This is a genomic window from Pseudomonas sp. TNT2022 ID642, assembly GCF_028656995.1.
Classification (GTDB): domain Bacteria; phylum Pseudomonadota; class Gammaproteobacteria; order Pseudomonadales; family Pseudomonadaceae; genus Aquipseudomonas.
In genome coordinates, this window is the sequence record NZ_JAMDGW010000040.1 from 1 (window position 1) to 24,887 (window position 24,887).

Annotated in this window: 27 protein-coding genes and 1 riboswitch; of the genes, 19 read left to right on the top strand and 8 right to left on the bottom strand. The window is 60.2% G+C overall.

All coding sequences use genetic code 11. The annotated features are described in order from the left end of the window. Window positions 1-102 precede the first annotated feature (102 nt). From M5G26_RS28025 to purM, 3 genes are read right to left on the bottom strand one after another with little or no spacing between them, the layout of a single operon-like run. Complete coding sequence (locus M5G26_RS28025; RefSeq protein WP_102900814.1) at window positions 103-816, bottom strand: DUF3108 domain-containing protein; 714 nt, start codon at window positions 814-816, stop codon at window positions 103-105. An 8-nt stretch (window positions 817-824) separates the two neighbouring features. Further along, the gene (purN, locus tag M5G26_RS28030; RefSeq protein WP_007919841.1) at window positions 825-1,475 is read right to left on the bottom strand and encodes a phosphoribosylglycinamide formyltransferase; all 651 of its coding nucleotides are present in this window, start codon (window positions 1,473-1,475) and stop codon (window positions 825-827) included. Beyond that, window positions 1,475-2,533 carry a phosphoribosylformylglycinamidine cyclo-ligase gene (purM, locus tag M5G26_RS28035; RefSeq protein ID WP_077571719.1) on the bottom strand — a complete coding sequence of 353 codons (1,059 nt, stop codon included), beginning with the start codon at window positions 2,531-2,533 and terminating at the stop codon, window positions 1,475-1,477. Before purM ends, purN begins: the two co-directional genes overlap by 1 nt. Window positions 2,534-2,906: 373 nt before the next feature. Here purM and M5G26_RS28040 point away from each other — a divergent pair, with 373 nt between their 5' ends. The 5 genes from M5G26_RS28040 to M5G26_RS28060 all read left to right on the top strand — a co-directional run bounded on the left by M5G26_RS28040 (window position 2,907) and on the right by M5G26_RS28060 (window position 7,572). Further along, window positions 2,907-3,965, top strand: a complete 1,059-nt coding sequence (locus M5G26_RS28040; RefSeq protein WP_273917050.1) for a DUF2066 domain-containing protein — start codon at window positions 2,907-2,909, stop codon at window positions 3,963-3,965. Window positions 3,966-3,999: 34 nt separating this feature from the next. Next, window positions 4,000-5,073 carry an AI-2E family transporter gene (locus tag M5G26_RS28045; RefSeq protein WP_102900818.1) on the top strand — a complete coding sequence of 358 codons (1,074 nt, stop codon included), beginning with the start codon at window positions 4,000-4,002 and terminating at the stop codon, window positions 5,071-5,073. A gap of 206 nt (window positions 5,074-5,279) precedes the next feature. After that, window positions 5,280-5,984, top strand: coding sequence for a DnaA regulatory inactivator Hda (hda, locus tag M5G26_RS28050; protein ID WP_007919828.1), 705 nt, complete (start codon window positions 5,280-5,282; stop codon window positions 5,982-5,984). A 214-nt stretch (window positions 5,985-6,198) separates the two neighbouring features. Further along, entirely contained in the window at window positions 6,199-6,816 is a 618-nt protein-coding gene (locus M5G26_RS28055) for a C40 family peptidase (RefSeq protein ID WP_007919826.1), read from the top strand. Window positions 6,817-7,035: 219 nt separating this feature from the next. Continuing rightward, window positions 7,036-7,572: a C40 family peptidase gene (locus M5G26_RS28060; protein WP_034156233.1), complete on the top strand. Its 537-nt coding sequence runs from the start codon at window positions 7,036-7,038 to the stop codon at window positions 7,570-7,572. Between the two features lie 132 nt (window positions 7,573-7,704). Here the strand turns inward: M5G26_RS28060 and M5G26_RS28065 are convergent, their stop codons facing one another. Continuing rightward, window positions 7,705-9,018: a PQQ-dependent sugar dehydrogenase gene (locus tag M5G26_RS28065; RefSeq protein ID WP_273917051.1), complete on the bottom strand. Its 1,314-nt coding sequence runs from the start codon at window positions 9,016-9,018 to the stop codon at window positions 7,705-7,707. 66 nt (window positions 9,019-9,084) lie between these two features. Further along, complete coding sequence (locus tag M5G26_RS28070) at window positions 9,085-9,669, bottom strand: hypothetical protein (RefSeq protein ID WP_077571724.1); 585 nt, start codon at window positions 9,667-9,669, stop codon at window positions 9,085-9,087. Between the two features lie 163 nt (window positions 9,670-9,832). Then, a riboswitch (cobalamin riboswitch) is annotated at window positions 9,833-10,062 on the top strand. Window positions 10,063-10,143: 81 nt separating this feature from the next. On the opposite strand from M5G26_RS28070, the gene cobO reads away from it, so the two are divergent. The 14 genes from cobO (at window position 10,144) to M5G26_RS28140 (ending at window position 21,741) form a co-directional block, all read left to right on the top strand. Then, window positions 10,144-10,755 (top strand): cob(I)yrinic acid a,c-diamide adenosyltransferase, encoded by a 612-nt coding sequence (cobO, locus tag M5G26_RS28075; RefSeq protein ID WP_003223053.1) that lies wholly within the window; start codon window positions 10,144-10,146, stop codon window positions 10,753-10,755. Next, a complete protein-coding gene (locus tag M5G26_RS28080) occupies window positions 10,752-12,152 on the top strand; it encodes a cobyrinate a,c-diamide synthase (protein ID WP_273917052.1) in 1,401 nt (466 codons plus the stop codon). The genes cobO and M5G26_RS28080 overlap by 4 nt, the downstream gene beginning before the upstream one ends. Further along, on the top strand, window positions 12,149-12,799 hold the full coding sequence (gene bluB / locus M5G26_RS28085; RefSeq protein WP_134175153.1) for a 5,6-dimethylbenzimidazole synthase: 651 nt from the start codon (window positions 12,149-12,151) through the stop codon (window positions 12,797-12,799). The genes M5G26_RS28080 and bluB overlap by 4 nt, the downstream gene beginning before the upstream one ends. Beyond that, window positions 12,796-13,704 carry an adenosylcobinamide-phosphate synthase CbiB gene (gene cbiB / locus M5G26_RS28090; RefSeq protein ID WP_273917053.1) on the top strand — a complete coding sequence of 303 codons (909 nt, stop codon included), beginning with the start codon at window positions 12,796-12,798 and terminating at the stop codon, window positions 13,702-13,704. The genes bluB and cbiB overlap by 4 nt, the downstream gene beginning before the upstream one ends. After that, window positions 13,697-14,689: a threonine-phosphate decarboxylase CobD gene (gene cobD, locus M5G26_RS28095; RefSeq protein WP_273917054.1), complete on the top strand. Its 993-nt coding sequence runs from the start codon at window positions 13,697-13,699 to the stop codon at window positions 14,687-14,689. The genes cbiB and cobD overlap by 8 nt, the downstream gene beginning before the upstream one ends. Continuing rightward, window positions 14,686-16,137, top strand: coding sequence for a cobyric acid synthase (locus M5G26_RS28100; RefSeq protein ID WP_273917055.1), 1,452 nt, complete (start codon window positions 14,686-14,688; stop codon window positions 16,135-16,137). The genes cobD and M5G26_RS28100 overlap by 4 nt, the downstream gene beginning before the upstream one ends. 149 nt (window positions 16,138-16,286) lie before the next feature. After that, window positions 16,287-16,808: a bifunctional adenosylcobinamide kinase/adenosylcobinamide-phosphate guanylyltransferase gene (gene cobU / locus M5G26_RS28105; RefSeq protein ID WP_273917056.1), complete on the top strand. Its 522-nt coding sequence runs from the start codon at window positions 16,287-16,289 to the stop codon at window positions 16,806-16,808. Then, the gene (gene cobT / locus M5G26_RS28110) at window positions 16,805-17,860 is read left to right on the top strand and encodes a nicotinate-nucleotide--dimethylbenzimidazole phosphoribosyltransferase (RefSeq protein ID WP_273917057.1); all 1,056 of its coding nucleotides are present in this window, start codon (window positions 16,805-16,807) and stop codon (window positions 17,858-17,860) included. Before cobU ends, cobT begins: the two co-directional genes overlap by 4 nt. Beyond that, entirely contained in the window at window positions 17,857-18,432 is a 576-nt protein-coding gene (cobC, locus tag M5G26_RS28115) for an alpha-ribazole phosphatase family protein (RefSeq protein WP_273917058.1), read from the top strand. The genes cobT and cobC overlap by 4 nt, the downstream gene beginning before the upstream one ends. 1 nt (window position 18,433) lies before the next feature. Then, a complete protein-coding gene (locus M5G26_RS28120) occupies window positions 18,434-19,165 on the top strand; it encodes an adenosylcobinamide-GDP ribazoletransferase (protein WP_273917059.1) in 732 nt (243 codons plus the stop codon). 175 nt (window positions 19,166-19,340) lie between these two features. Beyond that, window positions 19,341-19,745, top strand: coding sequence for a MarR family winged helix-turn-helix transcriptional regulator (locus M5G26_RS28125; RefSeq protein WP_007919794.1), 405 nt, complete (start codon window positions 19,341-19,343; stop codon window positions 19,743-19,745). Between the two features lie 53 nt (window positions 19,746-19,798). After that, window positions 19,799-21,007 carry an MFS transporter gene (locus M5G26_RS28130; protein ID WP_273917060.1) on the top strand — a complete coding sequence of 403 codons (1,209 nt, stop codon included), beginning with the start codon at window positions 19,799-19,801 and terminating at the stop codon, window positions 21,005-21,007. After that, window positions 21,004-21,126, top strand: coding sequence for a hypothetical protein (locus M5G26_RS28135; protein ID WP_273917061.1), 123 nt, complete (start codon window positions 21,004-21,006; stop codon window positions 21,124-21,126). Before M5G26_RS28130 ends, M5G26_RS28135 begins: the two co-directional genes overlap by 4 nt. 54 nt (window positions 21,127-21,180) lie before the next feature. Continuing rightward, the gene (locus M5G26_RS28140) at window positions 21,181-21,741 is read left to right on the top strand and encodes a glutathione peroxidase (RefSeq protein ID WP_273917062.1); all 561 of its coding nucleotides are present in this window, start codon (window positions 21,181-21,183) and stop codon (window positions 21,739-21,741) included. Between the two features lie 180 nt (window positions 21,742-21,921). On the opposite strand, the gene M5G26_RS28145 is transcribed toward M5G26_RS28140, so the two are convergent. The 3 genes from M5G26_RS28145 to M5G26_RS28155 form a co-directional block, all read right to left on the bottom strand. Further along, window positions 21,922-23,193 (bottom strand): OmpP1/FadL family transporter, encoded by a 1,272-nt coding sequence (locus M5G26_RS28145; protein WP_038364009.1) that lies wholly within the window; start codon window positions 23,191-23,193, stop codon window positions 21,922-21,924. 146 nt (window positions 23,194-23,339) lie between these two features. Further along, the gene (locus M5G26_RS28150) at window positions 23,340-23,822 is read right to left on the bottom strand and encodes a hypothetical protein (protein WP_122597308.1); all 483 of its coding nucleotides are present in this window, start codon (window positions 23,820-23,822) and stop codon (window positions 23,340-23,342) included. A 274-nt stretch (window positions 23,823-24,096) separates the two neighbouring features. Further along, window positions 24,097-24,321 (bottom strand): hypothetical protein, encoded by a 225-nt coding sequence (locus tag M5G26_RS28155; protein WP_034156218.1) that lies wholly within the window; start codon window positions 24,319-24,321, stop codon window positions 24,097-24,099. Between the last annotated feature and the right edge of the window lie 566 nt (window positions 24,322-24,887).

Below are 24,887 nucleotides of genomic sequence, written 5' to 3' on the forward strand. Positions count from 1 at the left end.
AAGCCAGATCAGGTGAGGGGTGAAGGTGACACAAAAGGTCGGGCTAAAGTGCAGACCAAAAAAAGCCCCGCATTTCGCGAGGCTCTTTGTTCTTGCGGCGGATCAGCTGCCTTTAACGGTTTTACCGTTGACGGTGCCGTCCTGGAGCATGATGTTGTACTCCTTGCCGTCGGTTTCAACCTGTTGCAGGCGAACCAGCAGGTAATCCCAGTCCTTGGCGAACCAGAGGACGGTGATGCGCTTGCTTTGTGTCGGGTCGCGTACGCGCTCGACCTTGATCGCATCGATCTTGCCAGCCTTGGTTTCGACTTTTTCCGAACCCAGCACGCGGAAGTCATAGGTATCGACTTCGCCGTCATCGACCACTTGATAGCTCATGGTCTTCTTGCCGGCTGCCACATCATGCTGCAGTGCCAGTTGATAGGTGGACTTGTCGACCATGCCACGGTTCAGCGGGATTTTCACCGCGTCGCCACGGTCGGTGCCGGTGACCATTTTGCTGTTCCAGTCGAAATCCAGATCAGCCTTTTTCGCTTTGCCCAGGCCGCCACGTTCGAAGTGGTAGGACTGCGGCAGCAGGGTGTCCTTGTCCAGGGTCAGGGTGCTTTCTTCAGTCAGGCTGGCGATCATCATCGAGGCCTTGAAGCTGAGCTTCCAGACGCCATTGGCTTCCTTGACCAGACTGCGCTCGGCGGTGCCGCTCATGGGCAGTTGCTTCCAGTCGGCGGTGTAGCTGGCGGAGAACGGTTGAAGTTCGGCTGCCTGCGCGAAGGGCAGGGCGAGCAGAGCGCAAGCGAAGAGCAGGGCGCGACGCATAATATCTCCTAGTTTCGAATCAAGTGGCCGCTGGCCGCGAGTAACTGGCCATCCAGTAAAGCACCGTGTTCACCGAGTGCCAGCCTGCCTTCGGCAAACCAGCGTACTGCCATCGGGTAGATCAGGTGTTCCTGAACGTGGACTCGCTGCGCGAGACTCTGCGGCGTGTCGTGCAACTCTACCGGTAATACTGCCTGTACGACCAGTGGTCCGCCATCGAGTTCCTCGGTGACGAAGTGCACGGAGCAGCCGTGCTCCGTGTCGCCGGCCTCCAGCGCGCGCTGATGAGTGTGTAACCCTTTGTATTTGGGTAGCAGCGACGGGTGGATGTTGAGCAGGCGACCCTGGTAGTGGCGAACGAAGTCAGCGCTGAGAATGCGCATGAAGCCGGCCAGCACCACGAGTTTCGGTTGGAATTCGTCGATCAGTTCGATCAGAGCAGCATCGAAGGCCTCGCGACCTTCGAAGGCCTTGTGATCCAGTGAACGGGTGGCGATACCCGCATCACTGGCGCGTTGCAGGCCGTAGGCGTCGGCGCGATTGGAAATCACTGCAGCGATGCGGACCGGGCTGTCGCCGGTCCGCGTGCTGTCGATCAGAGCCTGCAAGTTACTGCCGGTGCCGGACAACAGCACCACGACATCACAGGTTGCGGACATTAATGAGCCTTAAGGTTCTGCAGATCAACCTGAGCAGCGCCTTCGGCAGCGGCAGCGATCTGACCGATGACCCAAGGCTGTTCGCCAGCGTCACGCAGGGTGTTCAGCGCAACTTCTACGTGTTCCTGAGCCACGCAGATAACCATGCCAACGCCGCAGTTCAGCACGCGGTGCATCTCGGTTTCGTCAACGTTGCCTTTTTCCTGCAGCCAGTCGAATACCGCAGGGCGAGTCCAGCTAGCCACGTCAACCACCGCCTGAGCGCCTTTTGGCAGAACGCGCGGGATGTTGTCGAGCAGGCCGCCACCGGTGATGTGGGCCATGGCTTTGACGGCGCCGGTGTCTTTGATCAGCTTGAGCAGCGGCTTCACGTAGATGCGGGTCGGGGCCATCAGCAGGTCGGTCAGCGGTTTGCCGTCGAGCTGGATGTTTTCGATGTCGGCACCGGACACTTCGATGATCTTGCGGATCAGCGAGTAGCCGTTGGAGTGCGGGCCGGACGATGGCAGCGCGATCAGAGCGTCACCGGTGGCGACTTTCGAGCCGTCGATGATTTCAGCTTTTTCCACGACGCCGACGCAGAAGCCGGCCAGGTCGTAGTCTTCGCCTTCGTACATGCCTGGCATTTCAGCGGTTTCGCCGCCAACCAGCGAGCAACCCGACAGTTCGCAGCCAGCGCCGATGCCGGTCACCACTTGGGCAGCGGTGTCGACATTGAGTTTGCCGGTGGCGTAGTAGTCGAGGAAGAACAGTGGCTCAGCGCCGCAAACCACGAGGTCGTTCACGCACATGGCAACCAGGTCGATACCGATGCTGTCGTGCTTGTTCAGGTTCAGCGCCAGACGCAGCTTGGTGCCGACGCCGTCGGTGCCGGAAACCAGCACTGGCTGCTTGTAGCCGGCCGGGATTTCGCAGAGGGCGCCGAAACCGCCCAGGCCGCCCATGACTTCCGGGCGCGCAGTGCGCTTGGCGACGCTCTTGATGCGTTCGACCAATGCTTCACCGGCGTCGATGTCTACACCGGCGTCCTTGTAGCTCAGGGAGGGTTGCTTGCTCATGATCCAGGCCTTTAGGGGAGGGGATTCAGGGGTAACGACCGAGTTCAGCGGGAACTTCGAAATCGACGGGGCGATGGCCTCACGCGAGTTTCGAGGTGCCCGGCTGTTGCCGGTCTGCGAAGGCGCGCGATTTTATCAGGCTTGAGGGGCAGCGGCCATCCTCGCACCGACGGGCAGGGCCATATCCATGGAAATTTTTTGCAAATGAGCCGTATGAACGCCTGTATAAGGTGGGGCGATTAACCGTCTATCGTTATCACTGTGCAAAAACTTACCGCTGTCGTGTGAATGTTTGGTGCTGGCAGATTGTCACAGCCTTGCTCAACCGATTCACGCGGCCTGTTCCAGCCGCTCCTGTCGACGGGAATTTTCCATGCGTTTTTGTAAATTGTTGTTTGTGGGTTGTTTGTCGCTGATCAGCCTGGCGAGTCACGCCGAAAACCTCAAAGGCCTCTATCAAGTACGTGAACCGGTCAATGGCCAGGCGCCGGAGGAGCGTGATCGCGCCACTCAAGCGGCTCTCGATACATTGGTGTTGCGCCTGACCGGCGATCCGAAGGCTGCGCAAAACCCGGGGCTGGCGGCGATTCGCAAGGATCCGCAGCAGATCATCAGTCAATTCGGTTTCGATGCCGGGCCGCCGGAGGTGCTGAAGGTTGATTTCGATCCGGCGACCACCGAGCAGGCGCTGCGGCGTGCCGGGTTGTCGGTGTGGGGCGCCAGTCGGCCGTCGATCCTGAGTTGGTGGCTGAACGACTCGGCTGAGGGGTCGAGTCTGGTTGGCGATGGTCAAGCCGCTGCCGCGCCCTTACGTCGAGCTGCGCAACATCGCGGTTTGCCATTGCGTTTGCCTTTGGCGGACTTGAGCGAGCAATTGGTTGCCACGGCGCCAGCGTTGGAAGGCACGGATCCGGCACCGTTACGCGGCGCTTCCGAACGCTATAACGCTGACGCCTTGCTGGCGGTGCATGCCCGTGAAGAAGGCGGGCAGTGGCAGGCCAAGTGGCACTTGTGGCTGGGCGACCAGAAAGAGGCGGGCAGTGTGCAGGGCGCCGATCAGGCCGCTGTGGCAGACGCGGTAATGCTCGCAGTGGCCGAGCGCCTGGCACCACGTTTCGTGGCCAAACCCGGCGCTTCGGGCCAGCAGATTCTGGAAGTGCAGGGTATGAATCTTGAGCACTACGCGGCGCTGTTACGGTTACTCGAACCGTTTGGCGTGCGTCTGCAAAGTGTTGACGGCGATCGCATCGTCTATCGGGTCAATGGCAGCGCCGATCAGATGCGTGCGCAGTTGTCGCTGGCCAGGTTGCAGGAGTTGCCGGCCGAGGCGCCGATACCGGTGGCTGCGCCACAGCCTGCGGTTGCAGGTGCGGCACCGGTCGCGGCTCCGGCCCCGAGCCCGGCAGCACCGTCGTTGCGGTTTCGCTGGTAAGTCTTTCCTTATATAGAAGCTTCAGGAGTGGTACATGGCCGATACGCGGCGTTGGTTCTGGCTTGGTGGGGTTGTCCTGCTTTGCGCGTTTGTGTGGTTGCTGCACCCGATCCTCACGCCGTTTCTGGTGGCGCTGCTGCTGGCTTATCTGTTCGATCCACTGGTGGATCGCCTGGAGCGACTTGGTTTGTCGCGCACCTGGGGCGTGATCGCGGTGTTTGCTTTGTTCACCCTGATCGTCACGGCGCTGATGCTGGTGCTGGTGCCGATGCTCGCCAAACAGTTGCTGCGACTGTACGAACTGGCACCGCAGATGCTCGATTGGCTGCAGCACACGGCAGTGCCGTGGGCACAGTCGAAGCTGGGGCTGTCGGACGGTTTCTGGAAGTTCGATAAGGTCAAGGCCGCAATCAGCGAGCACATGGGTCAGACCACCGACATTGTTGGCGTGGTGCTGAGTCAGGCAACGGCCTCCAGTCTGGCGCTGATCGGCTGGCTGGCCAATCTGGTGCTGATCCCGGTAGTAAGTTTCTACCTGCTGCGCGACTGGGACGTGATGATGGCCAAGATCCGCAGCCTGCTGCCGCGTGATCGGGAAGAGACCATCGTATCGCTGGCCGGTGAGTGTCATGAGGTACTGGGTGCGTTTGTTCGCGGTCAGTTGTTGGTGATGGTGGCACTGGGGGTGATTTACGCAGCGGGTCTGATGATCGTCGGGCTGGAGCTGGGGCTGTTGATCGGTCTGATCGCGGGTCTGGCGGCCATCGTGCCGTACATGGGCTTCGTGATCGGTATTGGCGCGGCACTGATTGCCGGTTTGTTCCAGTTCGGTGGCGATCTGTACCCGATGGTCGGGATCGTCGCGGTGTTCATGGTCGGTCAGGCGCTGGAAGGGATGGTGCTGACCCCGCTGCTGGTGGGTGATCGTATCGGTCTGCATCCGGTGGCAGTGATCTTTGCGATTCTGGCCGGTGGCGAGCTGTTCGGTTTCACCGGTGTGCTGTTGGCGTTGCCAGTGGCGGCGGTGATCATGGTGCTGGTGCGCCATGTGCACGACTTGTACAAGGATTCTGACATCTATAGTGGTGTCGACGATCCGCAGTTGTAATCGGGCAGGGCGGCCCGGCGAATAGCCGGGTTGGCCCGCGTCCTGCAGGCGTTGGCGCCAAAGAATCTGTCATAAAACCAGCGTGTTAACGCAAACCTTTGATTTTGCTTGGACTCTGTCGCATTGTGCGCTCAGCTTCACGGGTATAAACTTCGCAAACTTTACACAGAGGCCACTAACGGTTCCTTGAGAACTGTTCAGTCAGCATGAAACCGATTCAGCTGCCCCTAGGTGTGCGTCTGCGTGACGACGCCACCTTCATCAACTACTACCCAGGCGCCAATGCCGCTGCACTCGGCTATGTCGAGCGTCTATGCGAAGCCGACGCCGGCTGGACAGAAAGCCTGATCTACCTGTGGGGCAAACACGGCGTAGGGCGTACGCATCTGTTGCAGGCAGCATGTCTGCGTTTTGAGCAAATGGGCGAGCCGGCGGTGTACTTGCCGTTGGCCGAGTTGATGGATCGCGGCGTCGAAATCCTCGACAACCTCGAGCAGTACGAACTGGTTTGCCTGGATGACTTGCAGGTAATTGCCGGCAAGGCTGATTGGGAAGAGGCGATGTTTCATCTGTTCAACCGTCTGCGTGACAGCGGTCGGCGTCTGCTGATCGCCGCTTCCACTTCTCCGCGTGAACTGCCGGTCAAACTGGCTGACTTGAAATCGCGCCTGACCCTGGCGCTGATTTTCCAGATGCGTCCGCTCTCCGATGAAGACAAATTGCGCGCCTTGCAGTTGCGCGCATCGCGTCGCGGTCTGCACCTGACCGATGAAGTCGGGCATTTTATTTTGACTCGCGGCACCCGCAGTATGAGTGCGCTATTCGACTTGCTTGAACAGCTCGATCAGGCTTCGTTGCAGGCTCAGCGCAAGCTGACCATTCCCTTCCTGAAAGAAACGCTAGGCTGGTAACGGCGCGGCTTTCAGCGTGTCTCGGCATATTTCAGGCGCCAGAAAATCCGCTTTCCTGCAGGGTGTGCAGGCCGCGTATCGGTTCAAATGGGCTTAAGCGCTTAGATGTAAACGAGAAACCGAGAAGTCACAAAAAGATCGATTGAATTTGCAAATGAGGTTGATAGCGGGCATAGTCTCGGCTTCTTTACAACTATCAGCCACGGTCGTGCCCATGCTAAAGCGCTTCGCACCCCTCGTGCCTCTCGCACTCGTCACCCTGTTGTACGGTTGCGCTGCTCATTCTCCAGTTCAAGAGCAGCCTCAACAGGTTAAAAATTCTGCCACGGCCCAGTCTTCCGTTATTTACCAGGAAGAGCTGGACACCGAAAAAGAACTCAACGAATTCAATGGCAAGAAGCCTTATCAGCTTCCTGTTCTGGCCGACAGCATCCTCGAACGCGGCATGTCCCTGATCGGTACCCGTTACCGTTTCGGCGGTACCTCTGAAGCCGGTTTCGATTGCAGCGGTTTCATCGGCTACCTGTTCCGCGAAGAAGCCGGCATGAACCTGCCACGCTCGACCCGCGAAATGATCAACGTTGATGCGCCACTCGTGTCGCGCAGCAACCTTGAGCCGGGCGATCTGCTGTTCTTCGCCACCAACGGTCGTCGCGGTCGTGTCAGTCACGCCGGGATCTACCTCGGTGACAACCAGTTCATCCACTCCAGCAGTCGTCGCAGCGGCGGTGTTCGCATCGACAGCCTGGGTGACAGCTACTGGAGCAAGACCTTCATCGAAGCGAAACGCGCTCTGGCCAACGCTCCGACTGTAGTCACTGCTCGCAAGTAATCCCCCGTTGTCGCTGCGTTCGCGGCGACAATCAGGCTTCCGGTAACGGAGTAGACCTAGACTTTACAAGGTGAAGTTAAAGTCTTACTTGAAGTTTGCCGCGTAGCCGCTAGAATCCTGTATCTATATTGATGGCAAACCGCCTGCGTGCTCACGCAGGCGGTTTTGTTTTCTGTCCTCCGGCAGAAAAAGCCGCAGCCAGATCAGGATGTTCTGCTTATGACGATGTCGGCCCGCCTCACTTTGATCTTCTTCGCAGCGCTGCTCAGCGCCTGCGCCAGTCGCACACCGCCTCCTGCGCCGGTGGTTCGCGCGCCGGTCGTGTTCGGCCCCTCCCAAGCTTTTTCACCTGCTGCTGAAGACGTGCTGTTTCGCGCGCTTGGCCTGGTGGGCACGCCTTATCGCTGGGGCGGCAACACGCCGGATTCGGGGTTTGATTGCAGCGGGCTGATCGGGTTTGTCTATCGCGATGCGGCGGGAATCTCTCTGCCACGCTCCACACGCGAGATGATCGTCATGCAGGCACCGAATGTCGGCAAGGAAGGCCTGCAGACCGGCGACCTGATCTTCTTCGCCACCAATGGCGGCTCGCAGGTCAGTCACGCGGGGATCTACGTCGGCGAAGGGCGCTTTGTACATGCGCCGGCCACGGGTGGCACGGTCAAGCTGGACAGTCTGTCGAAGGCGTATTGGCAGAAGGCTTATCTGAGTGCCAAGCGGGTGTTGCAGCCGGAGCATCTGGCGCATAACCCGTAGTAAAATCGCAGCAATCCTGATGTGGGAGCGAGCCTGCTCGCGAAAGCGGTGTATCAGTCAACTCAATGGAGACTGACACTCCGCATTCGCGAGCAGGCTCGCTCCCACAGTTGTTTCAGGTCACATCCAGCATCACTTCGTGGCCGACACTCGCCACACCTTGTTGCCGACATCATCCGCCACCAGCAAGCCACCCTGCTGGTCGATCACCACGCCCACCGGCCGCCCCAATGCATTCTCGTCTTTGTCGAGGAACCCGGTCAGGACATCCACCGGTGTGCCGCTCGGCTTGCCACCGGTAAACGGTACGAAAATAACTTTGTAACCACTGTGCGGTTTGCGGTTCCATGAGCCGTGCTGGCCGATAAACGCGCCTTCCTTGAACTGCGCCGGCAACGTGTTGCCCTCGGCAAAACTCAAGCCCAGCGAGGCGGTGTGTGGCCCGACCGCGTAATCCGGGGCGATGGCCTTGGCCACCAGGTCGGGGTTTTGCGGCGAAACGCGGACATCGACATGTTGGCCGTAGTAGCTGAACGGCCAGCCATAGAAACCACCGTCCTTGACAGAGGTGATGTAGTCCGGCACCAGATCACTGCCGATCTCGTCGCGTTCGTTGACAGCTGTCCACAGCGCGCCACTTTTCGGCTCCCAGGCCAGACCATTGGGGTTGCGGATGCCTGAGGCAAAAATCCGGTGATTGCCGGTCGCCCGATCGACTTCCCAGATCGCTGCGCGACCTTCTTCCTTATCCAGACCATTTTCGCCGACGTTGCTGTTCGAGCCGACGGTGACGTACAGCTTGCTGCCGTCCTTGCTGGCGATGACGTTTTTGGTCCAGTGGTGATTCAGCGTGCCGCCAGGCAAATCGACAACCTTGATTGGCTGCGACTTGATCTCGGTCGCGCCCGGTTCGTAGTTAAAGCGCAGCAGGCGGTCGGTGTCAGCGACGTAAAGATCATTGCCGACCAGGGTCATGCCGAACGGCGAGTTGAGGTTCTGCAGAAACACCGTGCGTGTTTCCGCGACGCCATCGTGGTCGGCGTCACGCAGCAAGGTGATGCGATTCGGGCTCGGCACGCCGGCGCCGGCCTTACCCATGACTTTCTTCATGACCCAGCCGCGAATGCCGCTGCTGTCATCAGGTTTGGGCGGGGCATTGGTTTCTGCCACCAGCACGTCGCCGTTGGGCAGTACGTAAAGCCAGCGCGGATGGTCGAGGCCTTCGGCGAATGCAGCGACTTGCGTGCCAGTCGCTGCCGTCGGTTTAGCGCCCTCCGGCCAGCCGATTGCCGGGGCGATATTCACCGTCGGGATCAGGGTCTTGTTCGGTTCGGGCAGCTTCGGCGACGAGCCGGTGCCGTCGGAGACTTGCAGGCTGGAGGTTTCACCGCAGGCGGCGAGTCCTCCGGCGAAGGCGATGACAAAAACGAGCTGGGGCTTGCGCATTGCTGATCTTCCCTATGAATGCATTCCTAATCATAGAGGAGGGCGCAAGCCCGATGGTTCAACTGCTCAGCCGCGGGCCTCTTTGAACAGCACGGCGATGCCCGGGTGATAGTTGCCCGCTTCGCTGCGCAACTTGCGGTAGGCGTAAGGGAAATACCAGGCGACCGCGCAGGTGTGTTCCTTTTGCAGATCGTCGACCATGTCCTGCAGCTCTTCGGGGCTGGCGCTGTGCTGGGCTTTTTGCGGCGCGACAAACAGGCAGCCGAGCTTGAGGTCGCTGGCATAACTGATGCGTTTGGCGTCGTTGGTGATGTCCAGCAGGGCTTGGGTCAGATTGAGGTTGGTAACCTTTGGCCAGCGCTGGGTGGCCTGGATAAAGGCGCGGTCTTCGGCGCCGGCGAGAAACAGATCGGCGCGGGCATTGCGCTCGCCTTCTTCGTTCTGTTTGCGCGTGGCAGTGTCGTTCAAAGTGACCAGCTCAGCCATCCAGGCGGCTGCCGAGAGCAATCCGAGATTGGCTTTCTCGTCATGCCAGTAAGGGGTGTCGCTGTCGCCGCGCACGGCGTTGTAGCGGTCGATACAGTCAAACCAGCGTTCAAGCACCGGGCGCAGAAATTCCAGGCGCGGGTTGCTGATGATCATGCCTTGCATCGTCATCATCCTTTATTGTTGTAGTGGGCTTTTCGGGAAAAGCATGGCTCTTTGATATCATTTGTATCAGTGTGGCACAAGATTGGCGTCAGATAATTGATCGGCGGCAGTTATTCGCCCGATGGCCGCCTCTTTAATTGACGCTCCCCCCCCAACCCTCTAACCTTCGCGGCTTGTTTCAGGTGCTCTGTGACCTGCGTCGACAGAGTGAAACAGGGAAGCCGGTGAGGGTTGTCTTCGCACGAAGAACCACCACGATCCCGGCGCTGCCCCCGCAACGGTAAATGAGTGAAAACTGCGCCTTGAGCCACTGCCTCGACAGAAGCGGGAAGGCGCGCAGTCAGGCCAACGCCGCTCATGAGCCCGGAGACCGGCCTGATCCATCCAGCGGCATCACGGTGGGCGATGCCAGGCTTTTTGCCGTCTATTCTTGTGCCTGCCCGCCGTTATCCAGCCTCAACGGAGAGCTCCCCCATGACTGATTCCCCCGAGCGCGACGAACGCCATCTGGCCCGTATGCAGCGCAAAAAAGCCGTGATCGACGAACGCATCGCCAACTCGCCTGACGAGTGCGGCCTGGTACTGGTGTTGACCGGTAACGGCAAAGGCAAAAGCAGCTCGGCCTTCGGCATGCTTGCGCGCGCCATGGGCCACGGCATGCAGTGCGGCGTCGTGCAGTTCATCAAGGGGCGCAACAGCACCGGCGAAGAATTGTTTTTCCGCCGCTTCCCTGAGCAAGTGCGCTTTCATGTGATGGGCGAGGGCTTCACCTGGGAAACCCAGGATCGTCAGCGCGACATCGCCGCTGCCGAAGCCGCGTGGGCTGTGTCCCGCGAACTGCTGCGCGATCCGTCGATCGGTCTGGTGGTGCTCGACGAACTCAACATCGCTCTCAAACATGGTTACCTCGATCTCGATCAGGTGCTCAGCGATTTGCAGGCGCGTCCGCCGATGCAGCATGTGATCGTCACCGGTCGCGCGGCCAAGCCGGAAATGATCGAAATGGGCGACACCGTGACTGAAATGGGCATGCTCAAACACGCCTTCCAGGCTGGCATCAAAGCGCAGAAAGGCGTCGAACTTTGAATCAACCACGTCACTGCCCGGCGGTGCTCATCGCCGCGCCGGCCTCCGGTCAGGGCAAGACCACCGTCACCGCCGCACTGGCCCGTTTGCATCGCAATCAGGGGCGCAAAGTGCGCGTGTTCAAATGCGGCCCGGACTTTCTTGATCCGATGATTCTCGAGCGCGCCAGCGGTGCGCCGGTGTATCAACTGGACATGTGGATGGTCGGCGAGCAGGAAAGTCGTCGCCTGTTGTGGGAAGCCGCTGCCGAGGCGGATCTGATTCTGATCGAAGGTGTGATGGGCCTGTTTGATGGCACGCCTTCCAGCGCCGATCTGGCGCGGCATTTTGGTGTGCCGGTGCTCGGCGTGATCGACGGCACGGCCATGGCGCAAACCTTTGGTGCGCTGGCGCTGGGCTTGGCGAAGTATCAGCCGGATCTGCCGTTTGCCGGCGTGCTGGCCAATCGTGTCGGCACCTTGCGCCATGCGCAATTGCTCGAAGGCAGCCTCACCGAAGGCCTGCGCTGGTATGGCGCATTGTCCCGTGAGACGGGCATTGAGTTGCCAAGTCGTCATCTCGGCCTGGTTCAGGCCAGCGAACTGAATGATCTGGATGTGCGTCTCGACGCCGCCGCCGATGCATTGGCCAGCAGTTGCGAGGTAGCGCTGCCACCGGCCGTGGAATTCGCCGCGCCTGATGTGATCGCCGTCGAACCGTTGCTGAAAAACGTGCGAATTGCCGTCGCCCGCGATGAAGCGTTTGCCTTCACCTATGGCGCGAGTCTCGATCTGTTGCGGGCGATGGGCGCCGAGCTGAGTTTCTTCTCGCCGATCCGCGATACGCAATTGCCTGACGCTGACAGTCTGTATCTGCCCGGTGGTTATCCGGAATTGCACCACGTTGCGTTGTCGCAAAACACCGCGATGCTGGAGGCGATTCGTGCGCATCACGCGACGGGCAAACCGTTGCTCGCTGAATGTGGCGGCATGTTGTATCTGCTCGACTCTTTGACGGATGTTGAAGGCACTCGCGCCGAACTGGTCGGCCTGCTTAAGGGCGATGCAGTAATGCAAAAGCGTCTGGCGGCGTTGGCATTGCAAGCGGTGGATCTGCCGGAAGGTTCGTTGCGTGGCCACACTTATCACCACTCCCTGACGACGACTGAGTTGACGCCGATTGCCCGTGGCTTGAGCCCGAACGGTGGGCGTGGGGCGGAGGCGGTTTATCGCGATGGGCGGATGACGGCTTCTTATGTGCACTTCTATTTCCCGTCGAATCCTGCGGCTGTCGCAGCATTGTTTGCGCCTGGCCTCCAGGCCGCCATCGCTGGCAAGCCAGCTCCCACAGTGGACGGTGAGCTTCCTGAAGAAATGCAATCCCCTGTGGGAGCTGGCTTGCCAGCGATGGGGCCATGACCGACAACTCATTTACCGAAGCCGAACGCCAAGCGGTCTACAAAGCCATTGCCGAACGCCGCGACATGCGTCACTTCACCGGCGGCACCGTTGAACCAGAACTGCTGCGCCGACTACTGGAAGCCGCCCACCAGGCCCCAAGCGTCGGCCTGATGCAGCCCTGGCGCTTCATCCGCATCAGCGACCGTACCCTGCGCGGCGAGATCCAGAATCTTGTGGAAGAGGAACGCATCCGCACCGCTGAAGCCCTCGGCGAGCGCAGTGACGAGTTCATGAAACTCAAAGTCGAAGGCATCCATGACTGCGCCGAGGTGTTGGTTGCCGCATTGATGGACGATCGCGAAAAACACATCTTCGGTCGCCGCACGCTGCCGGAAATGGACATGGCTTCGCTGTCCTGCGCGATCCAGAATCTGTGGCTGGCCGCGCGCGCCGAAGGCTTGGGCATGGGCTGGGTTTCGCTGTTCGAGCCGCAGGCACTGGCGGATTTGTTGAAATTGCCCGAAGGCGCCAAGCCGCTGGCCGTTTTGTGTCTGGGCCCGGTCAAGGAATTCTATCCGGCGCCGATGCTGGTACTCGAAGGGTGGGCGCAGGCGCGGCCGCTCAATGAGTTGCTGTATGAAAATTATTGGGGAGTGAGTCAATGAGTGTGGCGTTGCTGAGTGTCGCTGCGGTTGCGCTGGATGCGCTGCTCGGTGAACCGAAACACTGGCATCCGCTGGTGGCGTTCGGTAATTTCGCCGGGCGCATCGAGCAACGATTCAACGCCGGTGGTCGTGGCTGGCGCAGCCATGGCGTCACTGCGTGGGTGATCGCCGTGCTGCCGCTGACCTTGCTCGCCACTGCGTTTTCCTGGGCGCCTTACGTGGGCTGGGTCGTCGAGATTCTCGCGCTGTATTGCGCCCTCGGCATGCGCAGCCTCGGCGAGCATGTCGCGCCGGTGGCTGCTGCATTACGTGCGGATGATCTGGACGAGGCGCGCAAACGCGTTGGCTATCTGGTCAGCCGTCAGACCGATGAGCTCGACAGCACCGCTGTCGCTCGCGCCGCCACTGAGTCAGTGCTGGAAAACGGCAGTGATGCGGTGTTTGCCGCGTTGTTCTGGTTTGTCGTCGCCGGTGCGCCGGGCGTGGTCCTCTATCGCTTGAGCAACACGCTCGATGCGATGTGGGGGTATCGCAACGAACGCTTCGAGCGCTTCGGTTGGGCGGCGGCGAAAATCGACGACGTGCTGAACTACATTCCTGCGCGTCTGGTGGCATTGACCTACGCGCTGCTCGGCAAAACCCGACTCGCGCTGAAGTGCTGGCGCACCCAGGCGCCGCAGTGGGACAGCCCCAACGCCGGTCCGGTGATGGCGGCCGGTGCCGGTGCGCTGGGCGTGGAATTGGGCGGCCCGGCGATCTATCACGGTGAACTGCATGAGCGCCCGCAACTCGGCGAAGGACAACCGGCCGATGCCGATTCCATCGACCGTGGCTGGCAATTGGTCCAGCGCGGCGTATGGTTATGGCTGCTGATTCTCTGCGTGGGGGCTGAATTCTATGCTTGAGCACGGTGGCCGGCTGCGCAAGGCTGCTCACGATTACGGCATCGCCGAGGCCGACTGGCTCGACCTCTCCAGCGGTCTGGCGCCGTGGCCGTTTCCGATCCCGGCGATCCCGCTGCGTGCTTGGGCGCGCTTGCCGGAAACCGATGACGGTCTGGAGCAAGCCGCGTGCGATTACTACGGCACCGCGCAAGTGCTGCCGGTGGCCGGTTCGCAGATGGCCATCCAGTTGCTGCCGCGTTTGCGCCGGGCCGGCAAGGTCGGCGTGTTATCACCGTGTTATGCCGAACATGCCGAAGCGTGGCGCCGCAGCGGTTACATCGTGCGTGAAGTGCTCGAGCAGGAAGTCGAGTTCTTTCTCGACAGCCTCGATGTGCTGGTGGTGGTCAATCCGAACAACCCGACCGGCCTGAGTCTGACCCCGGCGCGCTTGCTCGACTGGCACGCGCGGCTCGCGCAGCGCGGTGGCTGGCTGGTGGTCGATGAAGCGTTCATGGACAACACGCCACAACTGAGCCTGGCCGCCCATGCCCATCAAGTCGGGCTGATCGTGCTGCGCTCGTTCGGCAAGTTTTTCGGCCTGGCCGGCGTGCGTCTGGGCTTTGTGCTGGCGGAACGCAAGTTGCTCCGACTGCTCGCGGAACAGGTCGGGCCGTGGGTCGTCAGCGGGCCGACGCGGGTGCTGGGGCAGGCTTGCCTGCAAGACACCGAAGGGCATACGCGACAACGGATTCGCAGTGATGAAGCAAGCGAACGGCTGGCGGCGTTGCTTGAACGCTACGGCTTCAAACCGCAGGGCGGCTGCGCATTGTTTCAGTGGCTGATCACCGATCAAGCGCCAGCTCTATACGAATTCATGGCCCGGCGCGGCATTCTTCTGCGCATCTTTACCCACAACAGCAGTCTGCGTTTTGGCTTGCCCGCCGATGCGGCTGAAGAGGCGCGTCTCGAACACGCTTTAATCGCCTTCACCAAGGACAACTCATGACCACGCTGATGGTGCAGGGCACCACTTCCGATGCCGGTAAAAGTACGCTGGTGACGGCGCTGTGCCGTTGGGCGACCCGGCAGGGCGTGGCGGTCGTACCGTTCAAGCCGCAGAACATGGCGCTCAACAGCGCGGTGACTGCCGATGGCGGGGAGATCGGCCGTGCGCAAGCGGTACAGGCGCAAGCGGCGAACCTTGAGCCGCACACCGACATGAACCCGGTGCTGCTGAAGCCCAACAGCGACACCGGCGCGCAAGTGATCATTCATGGCCGCGCGGTTACGTCGATGAACGCCGTTGCCTATCACGATTACAAAGCCATCGCGATGCAGGCCGTGCTGGCCTCGCATGACCGTCTCAGTGCGGCGTATCCGATGGTGATGGTCGAGGGCGCAGGCTCGCCCGCCGAGATCAATCTGCGCGCTGGCGACATCGCCAACATGGGTTTTGCCGAAGCGGTGGATTGCCCGGTTTTGCTCATCGCGGACATCAACCGTGGCGGGGTTTTCGCGCATCTGGTCGGCACACTGGAGCTGCTGTCGCCGAGCGAACAGGCGCGGGTCAAAGGCTTCATCATCAATCGTTTTCGCGGCGACATCGCCTTGCTGCAACCGGGCCTCGACTGGCTCGAACAGCGCACCGGCAAACCGGTGGTGGGCGTGTTGCCCTACGTGATGGATCTGCATCTGGAAGCCGAGGACGGCATTGATCAGCGCCAGACCGACAAGGCCGAACAAGTGCTGAAAGTGGTGGTGCCGGTGCTGCCACGCATCAGCAATCACACCGACTTCGATCCGCTGCGCTTGCATCCTCAGGTCGATCTGCAATTTGTCGGGTCGGGGCAGGCGATTCCGGCTGCCGACCTGATCATCCTGCCGGGGTCGAAGAGTGTGCGTAGCGATCTGGCCTATTTGCGCGCCAATGGCTGGGATACGGCGATCTCTCGGCACTTGCGTTATGGCGGCAAACTGCTGGGGATCTGTGGCGGTCTGCAGATGCTCGGCGAGCAGGTGCATGATCCGCTCGGCCTCGAAGGTGCGCCGGGCACGAGTGCCGGTTTGGGCTTGCTGGCGTTCGACACTACGCTTGAAGCCGAGAAGCAGTTGCGCAATGTGCGTGGGCGGTTGGCGCTGGAAGATGCTGAGGTCAGTGGCTATGAAATTCATGCGGGCGTGACCACGGGACCGGCACTGGAAAGCGCAGCGGTGCATCTGGATGACGGCCGTTGCGACGGTGCGCAGAGTCCTGACGGGCAAGTGTTCGGCACCTACTTGCATGGCTTGTTCGAATCGCCGACGGCGAGTGCAGCGTTGCTGCGCTGGGCCGGGTTGAGCGATGTGCAGGAGGTGGATTATCACGGCTTGCGCGAACGCGATATCGAGCGCTTGGCGGATCTGGTGGAGCAGCATCTGGATACTGATCTGTTGCGACAGCTCTGCGGGATTTGAGGTGACTGTGCGGGCCTCTTTGCGAGCAGGCTCGCTCCCACAATGAATGCGGTTAGCCATACATTTTGAGTACAACTCATAACCCTGTGGGAGCGAGCCTGCTCGCGAAAGCGACGGCCGCCTCACTAGATATTTTCCTGGATAAACCCATGCTCCAACTGATCCTCGGCGGCGCCCGCTCCGGCAAAAGCCGCCTGGCGGAAAAACTCGCCAGCGAAAGCAATCTTGCCGTGACCTACATCGCCACCAGTCAACCGCTGGACGGTGAAATGAGCGACCGCGTCGCCCACCATCGCGCGCGCCGTCCCGCTGAATGGGCACTCATCGAAGAACCCTTGGAACTGGCCCGCGTCCTGCGCGAAAGCGCCAGCGCCGAACGTTGCCTGCTGGTCGATTGCCTGACCCTGTGGCTGACCAATCTGCTGATGCTCGATGACGCCGAACGTCTCGCCGCTGAGCGCGAAGCCCTGCTCGAATGCCTGGTCTCGCTGCCGGGTGAAATCATTTTTGTCAGCAACGAGACCGGAATGGGTGTCGTGCCGCTGGGCGAATTGACTCGCCGCTACGTCGATGAAGCCGGTTGGCTGCATCAAGCTCTGGCCGAGCGCTGTCAGCGTGTTGTCCTGACCGTCGCCGGCCTGCCCCTGACTCTGAAAGGACCTGCGTTATGACTCAAACCTGGTGGCTGAATCCGTGCAAACCGGTCGACCTCAACGTCGTTGAACAAGCGGCGGCGCGGCAGCAGCAACTGACCAAACCCGCCGGCTCCCTCGGTCGTCTCGAATCGGTGGCAGTGCAACTGGCCGGCCTGCAAGGTCAGGTCAAACCGACGCTGGCGCAGGTCTGGATCGCGATTTTTGCCGGTGATCATGGCGTGGTCGCAGAAGGGGTTTCGGCATTCCCGCAGGAAGTCACCGGGCAGATGCTGCTCAACTTCGTCAGTGGCGGCGCGGCGATCAGCGTGCTGGCACGTCAGCTTGGCGCGCAGCTGGAAGTGGTCGATCTGGGCACGGTGAATCCCTCGCTGAACCTGCCGGGTGTGCGCCACTTGAACATCGGCGCGGGTACGGCGAACTTCGTGCTGGGCGCGGCGATGACTCACGCCCAGGGCGAACGGGCATTGCAGGCCGGTCGCGACAGTCTGCTGCGGGCGAAAGCGGCGGGTGCGCAGTTGTTCATCGGTGGTGAAATGGGCATTGGCAACACCACAGCGGCAAGTGCCTTGGCTTGTGCCTTGCTCGATTGCCCGGTGGCGCATCTGACCGGCCCCGGCACCGGGCTGAATGCCGAAGGTGTCAGTCACAAGGCGCAAGTGATCGAGCGGGCGCTGGCGTTGCATGCAGCGCAGCGTGGCGATGCGTTGCAGACCCTGTTCAATCTGGGTGGTTTTGAAATCGCCGCGTTGGTCGGTGCGTATCTGGCAGCGGCTCAAGAAGGCGTTGCGGTGCTGGTCGACGGCTTTATCTGCACGGTCGCGGCGCTGGTCGCGGTGCGCTTGAATCCAGCCTGCCGCGAGTGGTTGTTGTTCGGTCATCGCGGTGCCGAGCCGGGCCATCGTCATGTGCTGGAAACCCTGAACGCTGAGCCGTTGCTGGAACTCGGCCTGCGTCTGGGCGAGGGCAGTGGCGCGGCGCTGGCGGTGCCATTGTTGCGTCTGGCCTGTGATCTGCACGGGCAGATGGCGACATTCGCCGAAGCAGCAGTGGCGGATCGTCCGGCATGACATTACATCTGGATCTGCTGCGCCATGGTGAAACTGAGCTCGGCGGTGGTTTGCGCGGCAGCCTCGACGATGCGCTGACCGAAAAGGGTTGGACGCAAATGCGTGCAGCCGTGGTCGAGGGCGGGCCGTGGGATCGGATCGTCAGTTCGCCGTTACAACGTTGCGCGCGGTTTGCCGCAGAGCTGGGTGAGCAACTGAACCTGTCAGTGCATCTGGACAAGGATCTGCAGGAACTGCATTTCGGTGCGTGGGAAGGGCAGAGCGCGGCAGCGTTGATGGAGACCGATGCTGAAGCGCTGGGGTTGTTCTGGGCCGATCCGTATTCCTTCACTCCACCGCAGGGTGAGCCGGTCAGCGAGTTCGCGGCGCGGGTGCTGGCGGCTGTTGCGCGCCTGCACAGCGCCTACGCGGGTGAGCGGGTTCTGCTGATCAGTCACGGCGGGGTAATGCGCCTGTTGCTGGCGCAAGCGCGGGGGTTGCCGCGCGAACAACTGCTCAATGTCGAAGTCGCTCACGGCGCGTTGTTTGCGCTGACGGTTGAGCCCGATGGTTCGCTCAAGGAAGGTCACTGACATGTTGCCGCTGTGGATAGCCCTGCAATTTCTCAGCAGCCTGCCGATTCGTTTGCCGGGGATGCCCGAGCAGGAGCAACTTGGGCGGTCGTTGCTGTTTTATCCGCTGGTGGGATTGCTGTTCGGCGTGATCCTGTGGGCGCTGAATCTCGCCTTGAGCGGCGCGCCGTTGTTGCTGCATGCGGCATTGCTGTTGACGGTTTGGGTCTTGCTCAGCGGTGCACTGCACCTTGATGGTCTGGCTGACAGCGCCGATGCCTGGCTCGGTGGTTTTGGTGATCGCGAGCGCACGCTGACGATCATGAAGGATCCACGTAGCGGGCCGATTGCGGTGGTGACGCTGGTGTTGGTGTTGCTGCTCAAGTTTGCGGCGCTGTTGGCGTTGGTCGAGCAACAGCAAGGCCTTGCGTTGATCATCGTGCCGTTGCTCGGGCGGGCGGCGTTGCTCGGGTTGTTTCTGACTACACCGTATGTGCGTGCGGGTGGGTTGGGGCAGGCGTTGGCGGATCATTTGCCGCGCAAAGCTGGATGGTGGGTGTTGGGCGCAAGTGCGCTGGGCTGCTTGCTGATCGCCGGTTTTAGCGCGGTTGTCGCGTTGCCGATCGCTGTCGGTGTGTTTGTCTGGTTGCGGCAGGTGATGATGCGGCGGTTGGGCGGGACGACCGGTGATACGGCGGGGGCGTTGCTGGAATTGCTGGAGATGATGGTGCTGGCTGGATGGGTTTTGGTCTGACAGTTTTGGATTGTCTGTGCCGGCCTCTTCGCGAGCAGGTTCGCTCCCACAGGGGAGCGCATTGCAAATGTGGGAGCGAGCCTGCTCGCGAAAGCGGTGTGTCAGACACCAGAAATGTTATGGGTAAACTCATCTGTAACTTGATTTAACATAGTCGCGGGTATATACACGCATCATGCTTCCTTCTCAGTGTTTGTGCACCAACCTGCGTCGCGCCGCTCGTGGCGTCAGCAGGCATTACGACGGCGCTCTCGACGGCTTCGGGATCAACGTTGCCCAGTATTCTTTGCTGTGCAACCTGCAGCGTCTGGATCAACCGAGTATTTCCGAGCTGGCCGAAGCCATGGGCCTGGACCGCAGCACCCTCGGGCGCAATTTACGGGTGCTGGAAGGTGAGGGGCTGGTGGCATTGGCCGAGGGCGAGGACATGCGTAACCGCATCGTCAAGCTCACTGAAACCGGCGTGCAACGCCTGGCAGCAGCACTGCCAGCCTGGGAGGCGGCGCAGCAGCGGTTGATCGACCGACTGGGTGCCGAGAAGCGCGAAACCTTGCTCAGATTGCTGGATGAACTGGCCTAAGGCCGGTTTTTTCCAAACTCAAGCGGGTATATACCCGCAAGCGGAGAATAACAATGACATCGATGTGGCGTACGTGCGGTTGGGTGTTGCTGGGGAGTGCGCTGATCCTGGCGTTGTCGTTGGGCGTACGGCACGGTTTCGGTCTGTTCCTGTCACCGATGAGTGCGCAGTTCGGCTGGGGGCGTGAGGTGTTCGCCTTCGCCATCGCTTTGCAGAATCTGATCTGGGGTCTGGCGCAGCCGTTTACCGGTGCGCTGGCCGACCGTTTCGGTGCGGCAAAAGTAGTGCTGATCGGTGGCGTGCTGTATGCACTGGGTCTGGTGTGCATGGGCCTGTCGGACTCAGCGGTGACGCTGTCACTGAGCGCCGGTTTGCTGATCGGTATCGGTCTGTCCGGCACTTCGTTCTCGGTGATTCTCGGCGTCGTCGGCCGCGCCGTGCCGCCGGAGAAACGCAGCATGGGCATGGGCATTGCCAGCGCCGCCGGTTCGTTCGGCCAGTTCGCCATGTTGCCGGGCACCCTCGGGTTGATCGGCTGGCTCGGCTGGTCGGCGGCACTGTTGGTCTTGGGGCTGCTGGTGGCGATGATCGTGCCGTTGGTGAGCATGCTCAAGGACAAACCGCTGCCGGTGCTGGGTCATGAGCAAACCCTCTCCGAAGCCTTGCGCGAAGCTTGCTCGCATTCCGGTTTCTGGCTGCTGGCGTTCGGTTTTTTCGTCTGCGGTTTTCAGGTGGTGTTCATTGGCGTGCATCTGCCGGCGTATCTGGTCGATCAGCATCTGCCAGCCAGCGTTGGTACTACGGTGCTGGCGTTGATCGGCTTGTTCAATATCTTCGGCACCTACACCGCCGGTTGGCTCGGCGGGCGCATGTCCAAGCCGCGCTTGCTCACAGCCCTATACCTGTTGCGCGCGGTGGTGATCGTGTTGTTCCTGTGGCTACCGGTGACGACTGCGTCGGCGTACCTGTTCGGCATGGCCATGGGCTTCTTGTGGCTGTCGACGGTGCCGTTGACCAACGGTACGGTGGCGACCTTGTTCGGGGTGCGAAATCTGTCCATGCTCGGCGGCATCGTGTTCCTGTTCCACCAGTTGGGTTCGTTCCTGGGTGGCTGGCTGGGCGGGGTGGTGTATGACCGAACCGGGAGTTATGACTTGATCTGGCAAGTGGCTGTTCTTTTGAGTCTGCTGGCGGCCGCGCTGAACTGGCCGGTACGCGAGCGTCCGGTCGCACGCCTGCAAGCCGCGGCGAGTGGCGCATGAGTCGATTCTGGCCACGATTGGTCATCGCTGCACTCGGCGTCGCTCTGCTGGCGCTGGTGTGGTGGGGCTGGCATCAGGGCGGTCTGGCGCTGATGCAGTTGGGTATGAGCATTTGCTAGAACGTGGCGTGGCGAGTAACGTCGAAGTCTGACAACTGCTCAAGGATGCTCGACATGCTGAAGCGCTGGTGTGCTGTTCCCGCGTTGCTGATGGCGTTGACTGGCCTGGCTCAGGCCGCCGACTGTCCGGAATTGCTGCAAGGCTCGCTGCCCAAGCTGCGAGCCAAGGAATCCATTGATCTGTGCAAGCAGTACGCCGACAAGCCGTTGGTGGTGGTCAATACCGCGAGTTTCTGTGGTTTCGCGCCGCAGTTCGAAGGCCTTGAGGCGCTGTATAAACGCTACGAAGGTCAAGGGCTGCAAATGCTCGGCGTGCCTTCCAATGACTTCAAACAGGAGTCCAAGGACAGCGCCGAGACCGCCAAGGTCTGTTACGCCAATTACGGCGTGACCTTCGCCATGACCGAACCACAGAAGGTCCGTGGCGATGACGCTACGCATCTGTTCCAGGTGCTGGCTGCACAAAGCAGCGCACCGAAGTGGAATTTCTACAAATATGTGGTCGATCGCCAAGGCAAGGTCATCGCCAATTTCTCCAGCCTGACCAAACCGGATGATCCGGAGTTTATTGCCGCGATCGAAAAGGCGATCGCCTCGAAACCCTTGAAGCCATGATCTGCAGGAGCTGCGGCACGCTGCGATCTTTTGATTTTAAAAAAACAGATCAAAAGATCGCAGCCTCGTTGCACTCGACAGCGCCTGCAGGTCGCACAAATTTCAGGCACTAAAAAGCCCCGCCTCTGCAAAGAGAGCGGGGCTTTTTTGTGGGCGAGGGATCAGCCTCGCCACAAAGCATCAGAAGCGGTAGGTCGCGCCGACACCGAAACCATTTGCCGAGTTTTCATACTTGGCATCGTAGGTCTGGCCACGGTTGTTTTCGTTGCGGATCTTGACCGACTCTTCCTTCAGGTACGAGTAAGCGACGTCGATGGTCAGGTCGTCGGTCGGGCTCCAGCCGGCACCGATACTGAAGATGGTGCGGTCGCCAGTCGGAATGCGTGGCGAACGGTCTTCGTTATTGGTCGGCGACTGGTCGAACGTCAGGCCGGTACGCAGTACCCATTCCTTGTTCAACTGATACGAAGTACCCACGGCGTAAGCCCAAGAGTCGTGCCAGTTCTGGTCTTCGTTGATCGAACCGAACTGGCCGGCCAGCAGCGGCTGAACGCCAGAGTTTTTCACGGTGATTTTTTCCAGCTGGCTCCAACGGGTCCAGGTGGTACCGGCATACACGTTCCAGCGGTCGTTGATCGCCTGGGTAACCGAGAGGTCGACCGATTCAGGCGTGGTGATCTTCAGCGAAGCGTCGTACTTCTGGTTGGCGCCCAGGCCGATTGCACCCAGCACACCGTAGTTGACCTTGGTGTTGCCTTCGAGCTTGTAGTCGACTTTCGAGTGGTAGGTCAGACCGACACGAGTGGTGTCGGTGGCTTGTACCAGCAGGCCGACGTTGTAGCCCAGTGCGGTGTCGTCACCCTTGATCTTGACCTTGCCGTCCGGGAACGCCGGAGAGATCGACAGGTTGGATTCCAGCGCGCCGTCAATGCGGTTGATGGTTGGGCCGAAACCGATCGACACTTTGTCGTTGAAAGCGTAGCTGACGGTCGGTTGGAAAGTGATGACTTGTACTTCGGACTTGCTGCCAAAGTAACGGCCGGCAAAGCCGTTTTCATAATCAGTGATCAGGCCGAATGGCACATAAACGCCAAGGCCGAATGCCCAGTGATCATCAATCGGTTTGACGTAGAAGCCCATAGGTACAGCGGTGAAGGGCACCATGTCGCCTTTGTTGCTGCCGCCGTTGGGGCTGGAACTGGCATTGCTGATATCGGTGTGAGCATCGACAACGGCTACGCCACCGGTCACTTGTTCGCGCTTGATGCGCGACATGCCGGCAGGGTTGCCATAAACAGTGCTTGCGTCGTCGGCAGAAGAAGATCGCCCGGCAAAACCAGTCCCCATCCCGCTGATGCTTTGTTCGTTGAGGGCAAAGCCGGCCGCGAAAATTTGGGTGGAGGCGAGGGTAACGGCGAGGCTAAGGGTGGTTTTGAGCATGACTTTTTTCATTATTAGAACTCCTGATGATCACCGGGGCGAAAATTACCAACATTTTCGTCCCAGCGCTATAGTCCGTATGCCTTGAGTTAGAGCGGTTTTGTAGGACAATCCGACCAGAATCGCGACCTGTTGGGCGATCTTCTGAAACCGGTCGGTCAGCAAGCGACCTGATTCACCGTTGAAACACAGGTGTGCCAGGCAAAAGTGAAGTCGCGCAGACGACCTTGGGGTTGAAAGGTCTGACGCCAGATACGCGCCATTCCCAGCAAATCGTTGGAATCGGGAAGGGTGGGGTTTTGTTCTTCAACCAGCAGCCAGGCAATGGCCGTGGCGTAACGCAGATTTACCGTCAATTCCAGGTGCGGGCCGGTCAGGAAGGCATGCTGACTGGCGAGGCCGCGAACCAGGCTGGCACGTTCCGGATCGAGTGCCAGATAATCATCCCAAAGGGCCTGATGGCGATGCTCGGCAATCCGGTAGAGGCCGTGGCCACGGCGGTCGTGCAGGGCGGAACCCAAGGCTGACTGGCTGGCGGCAATGCCCAGCAGCAGAGATTCGGCAGTCGCGCTGTGACGTCCCAGATAGATCAGCGTAGGGCGGATCACGTAGCGGCACAGTTCGCTGGCAGCGATACCCATAAAACCCTCGGTTCTTGTTATTGATGGCGAGTCCTGAAGGGGGGCTTGGCAGCAGTGGATCGGTTCAGGCTCGCCGCAAGCGGATCACGCCGCTTGAGTTGAAGTGTAGTGTCATATTCGCGACGTAAAGGCCTGTTTTTAAAATATTTCCGGCTTCGAGTTATAACCGTTATATCGGATGGTGCTTAAGCGCAAAGGGTAAAAAGTGAAACATCGGGCAATAAAAAGCCCCGCATTGTGTGCGGGGCTTTTGCTTTTGCAGCCTTTTCGGCTCTCAGGCAATCAATGCCTGACGTGTACGGTCGATCACGGCCTGCAGCGGTTCGGCGCTGGAGTACTGATCGGGGTACAGACGCTCGCTGTGGCGGGCGATACCGTGTTCGTTGACCAGTGTGAAGCTGAAGCAGCCTTTGCGAGCGGCCATGATCAGGCAGTTCATTGGTGCAAAAGCGTTGGTTAGGGTGCGAATGGCATCCTGAGTGTGGATTTGAGTAGACATAGTTATTAGGTGTTCCTACAAATGACACGGATAAGAACCGTGCAACGTTAAAACGTTCCAGTAACGTCAACCACCATTGGTCGAACGAAGAACCCGACTGGAACAAAGCAGCCAGTTTGAAGCGCAATATAAGTTGGCGCGCTTGGGCTGGCAGGTAGGTACTTAGGAGGGCAGGCAACACATCAAGGGCAAAGGTTCTGGGCCCAGGGTGAAGATCCTGATCAATTTGCAGGTTGGTTCGGTCAGAGTAAGTGGTCTTCGCAACACCCTTCGCATCATTCGAAGGCGGTGTCGTCGCAAGATTTACCTGGAAACCATCGAGGGGTCGTTCCCGCTTTTTTCGGTAGGGCTTCTTGGTAGAAGGCTGACCGTGGGGATGTGTTCGACCGGAATTGACTTTCAGCTTGGTACTAACGCCGCGGATAGTAACGGATCGAAACGGGTAAAGCAAACCTCGTGTAGAAAAGAGTGCAGCCAGAGATCGAGCCTGTTTTGCGTGTTTGCTCAATTGCCCGCAATTGGCGCATTTTTCGACCGTCGGTCGGTGAAGATATCTTCATCAAACC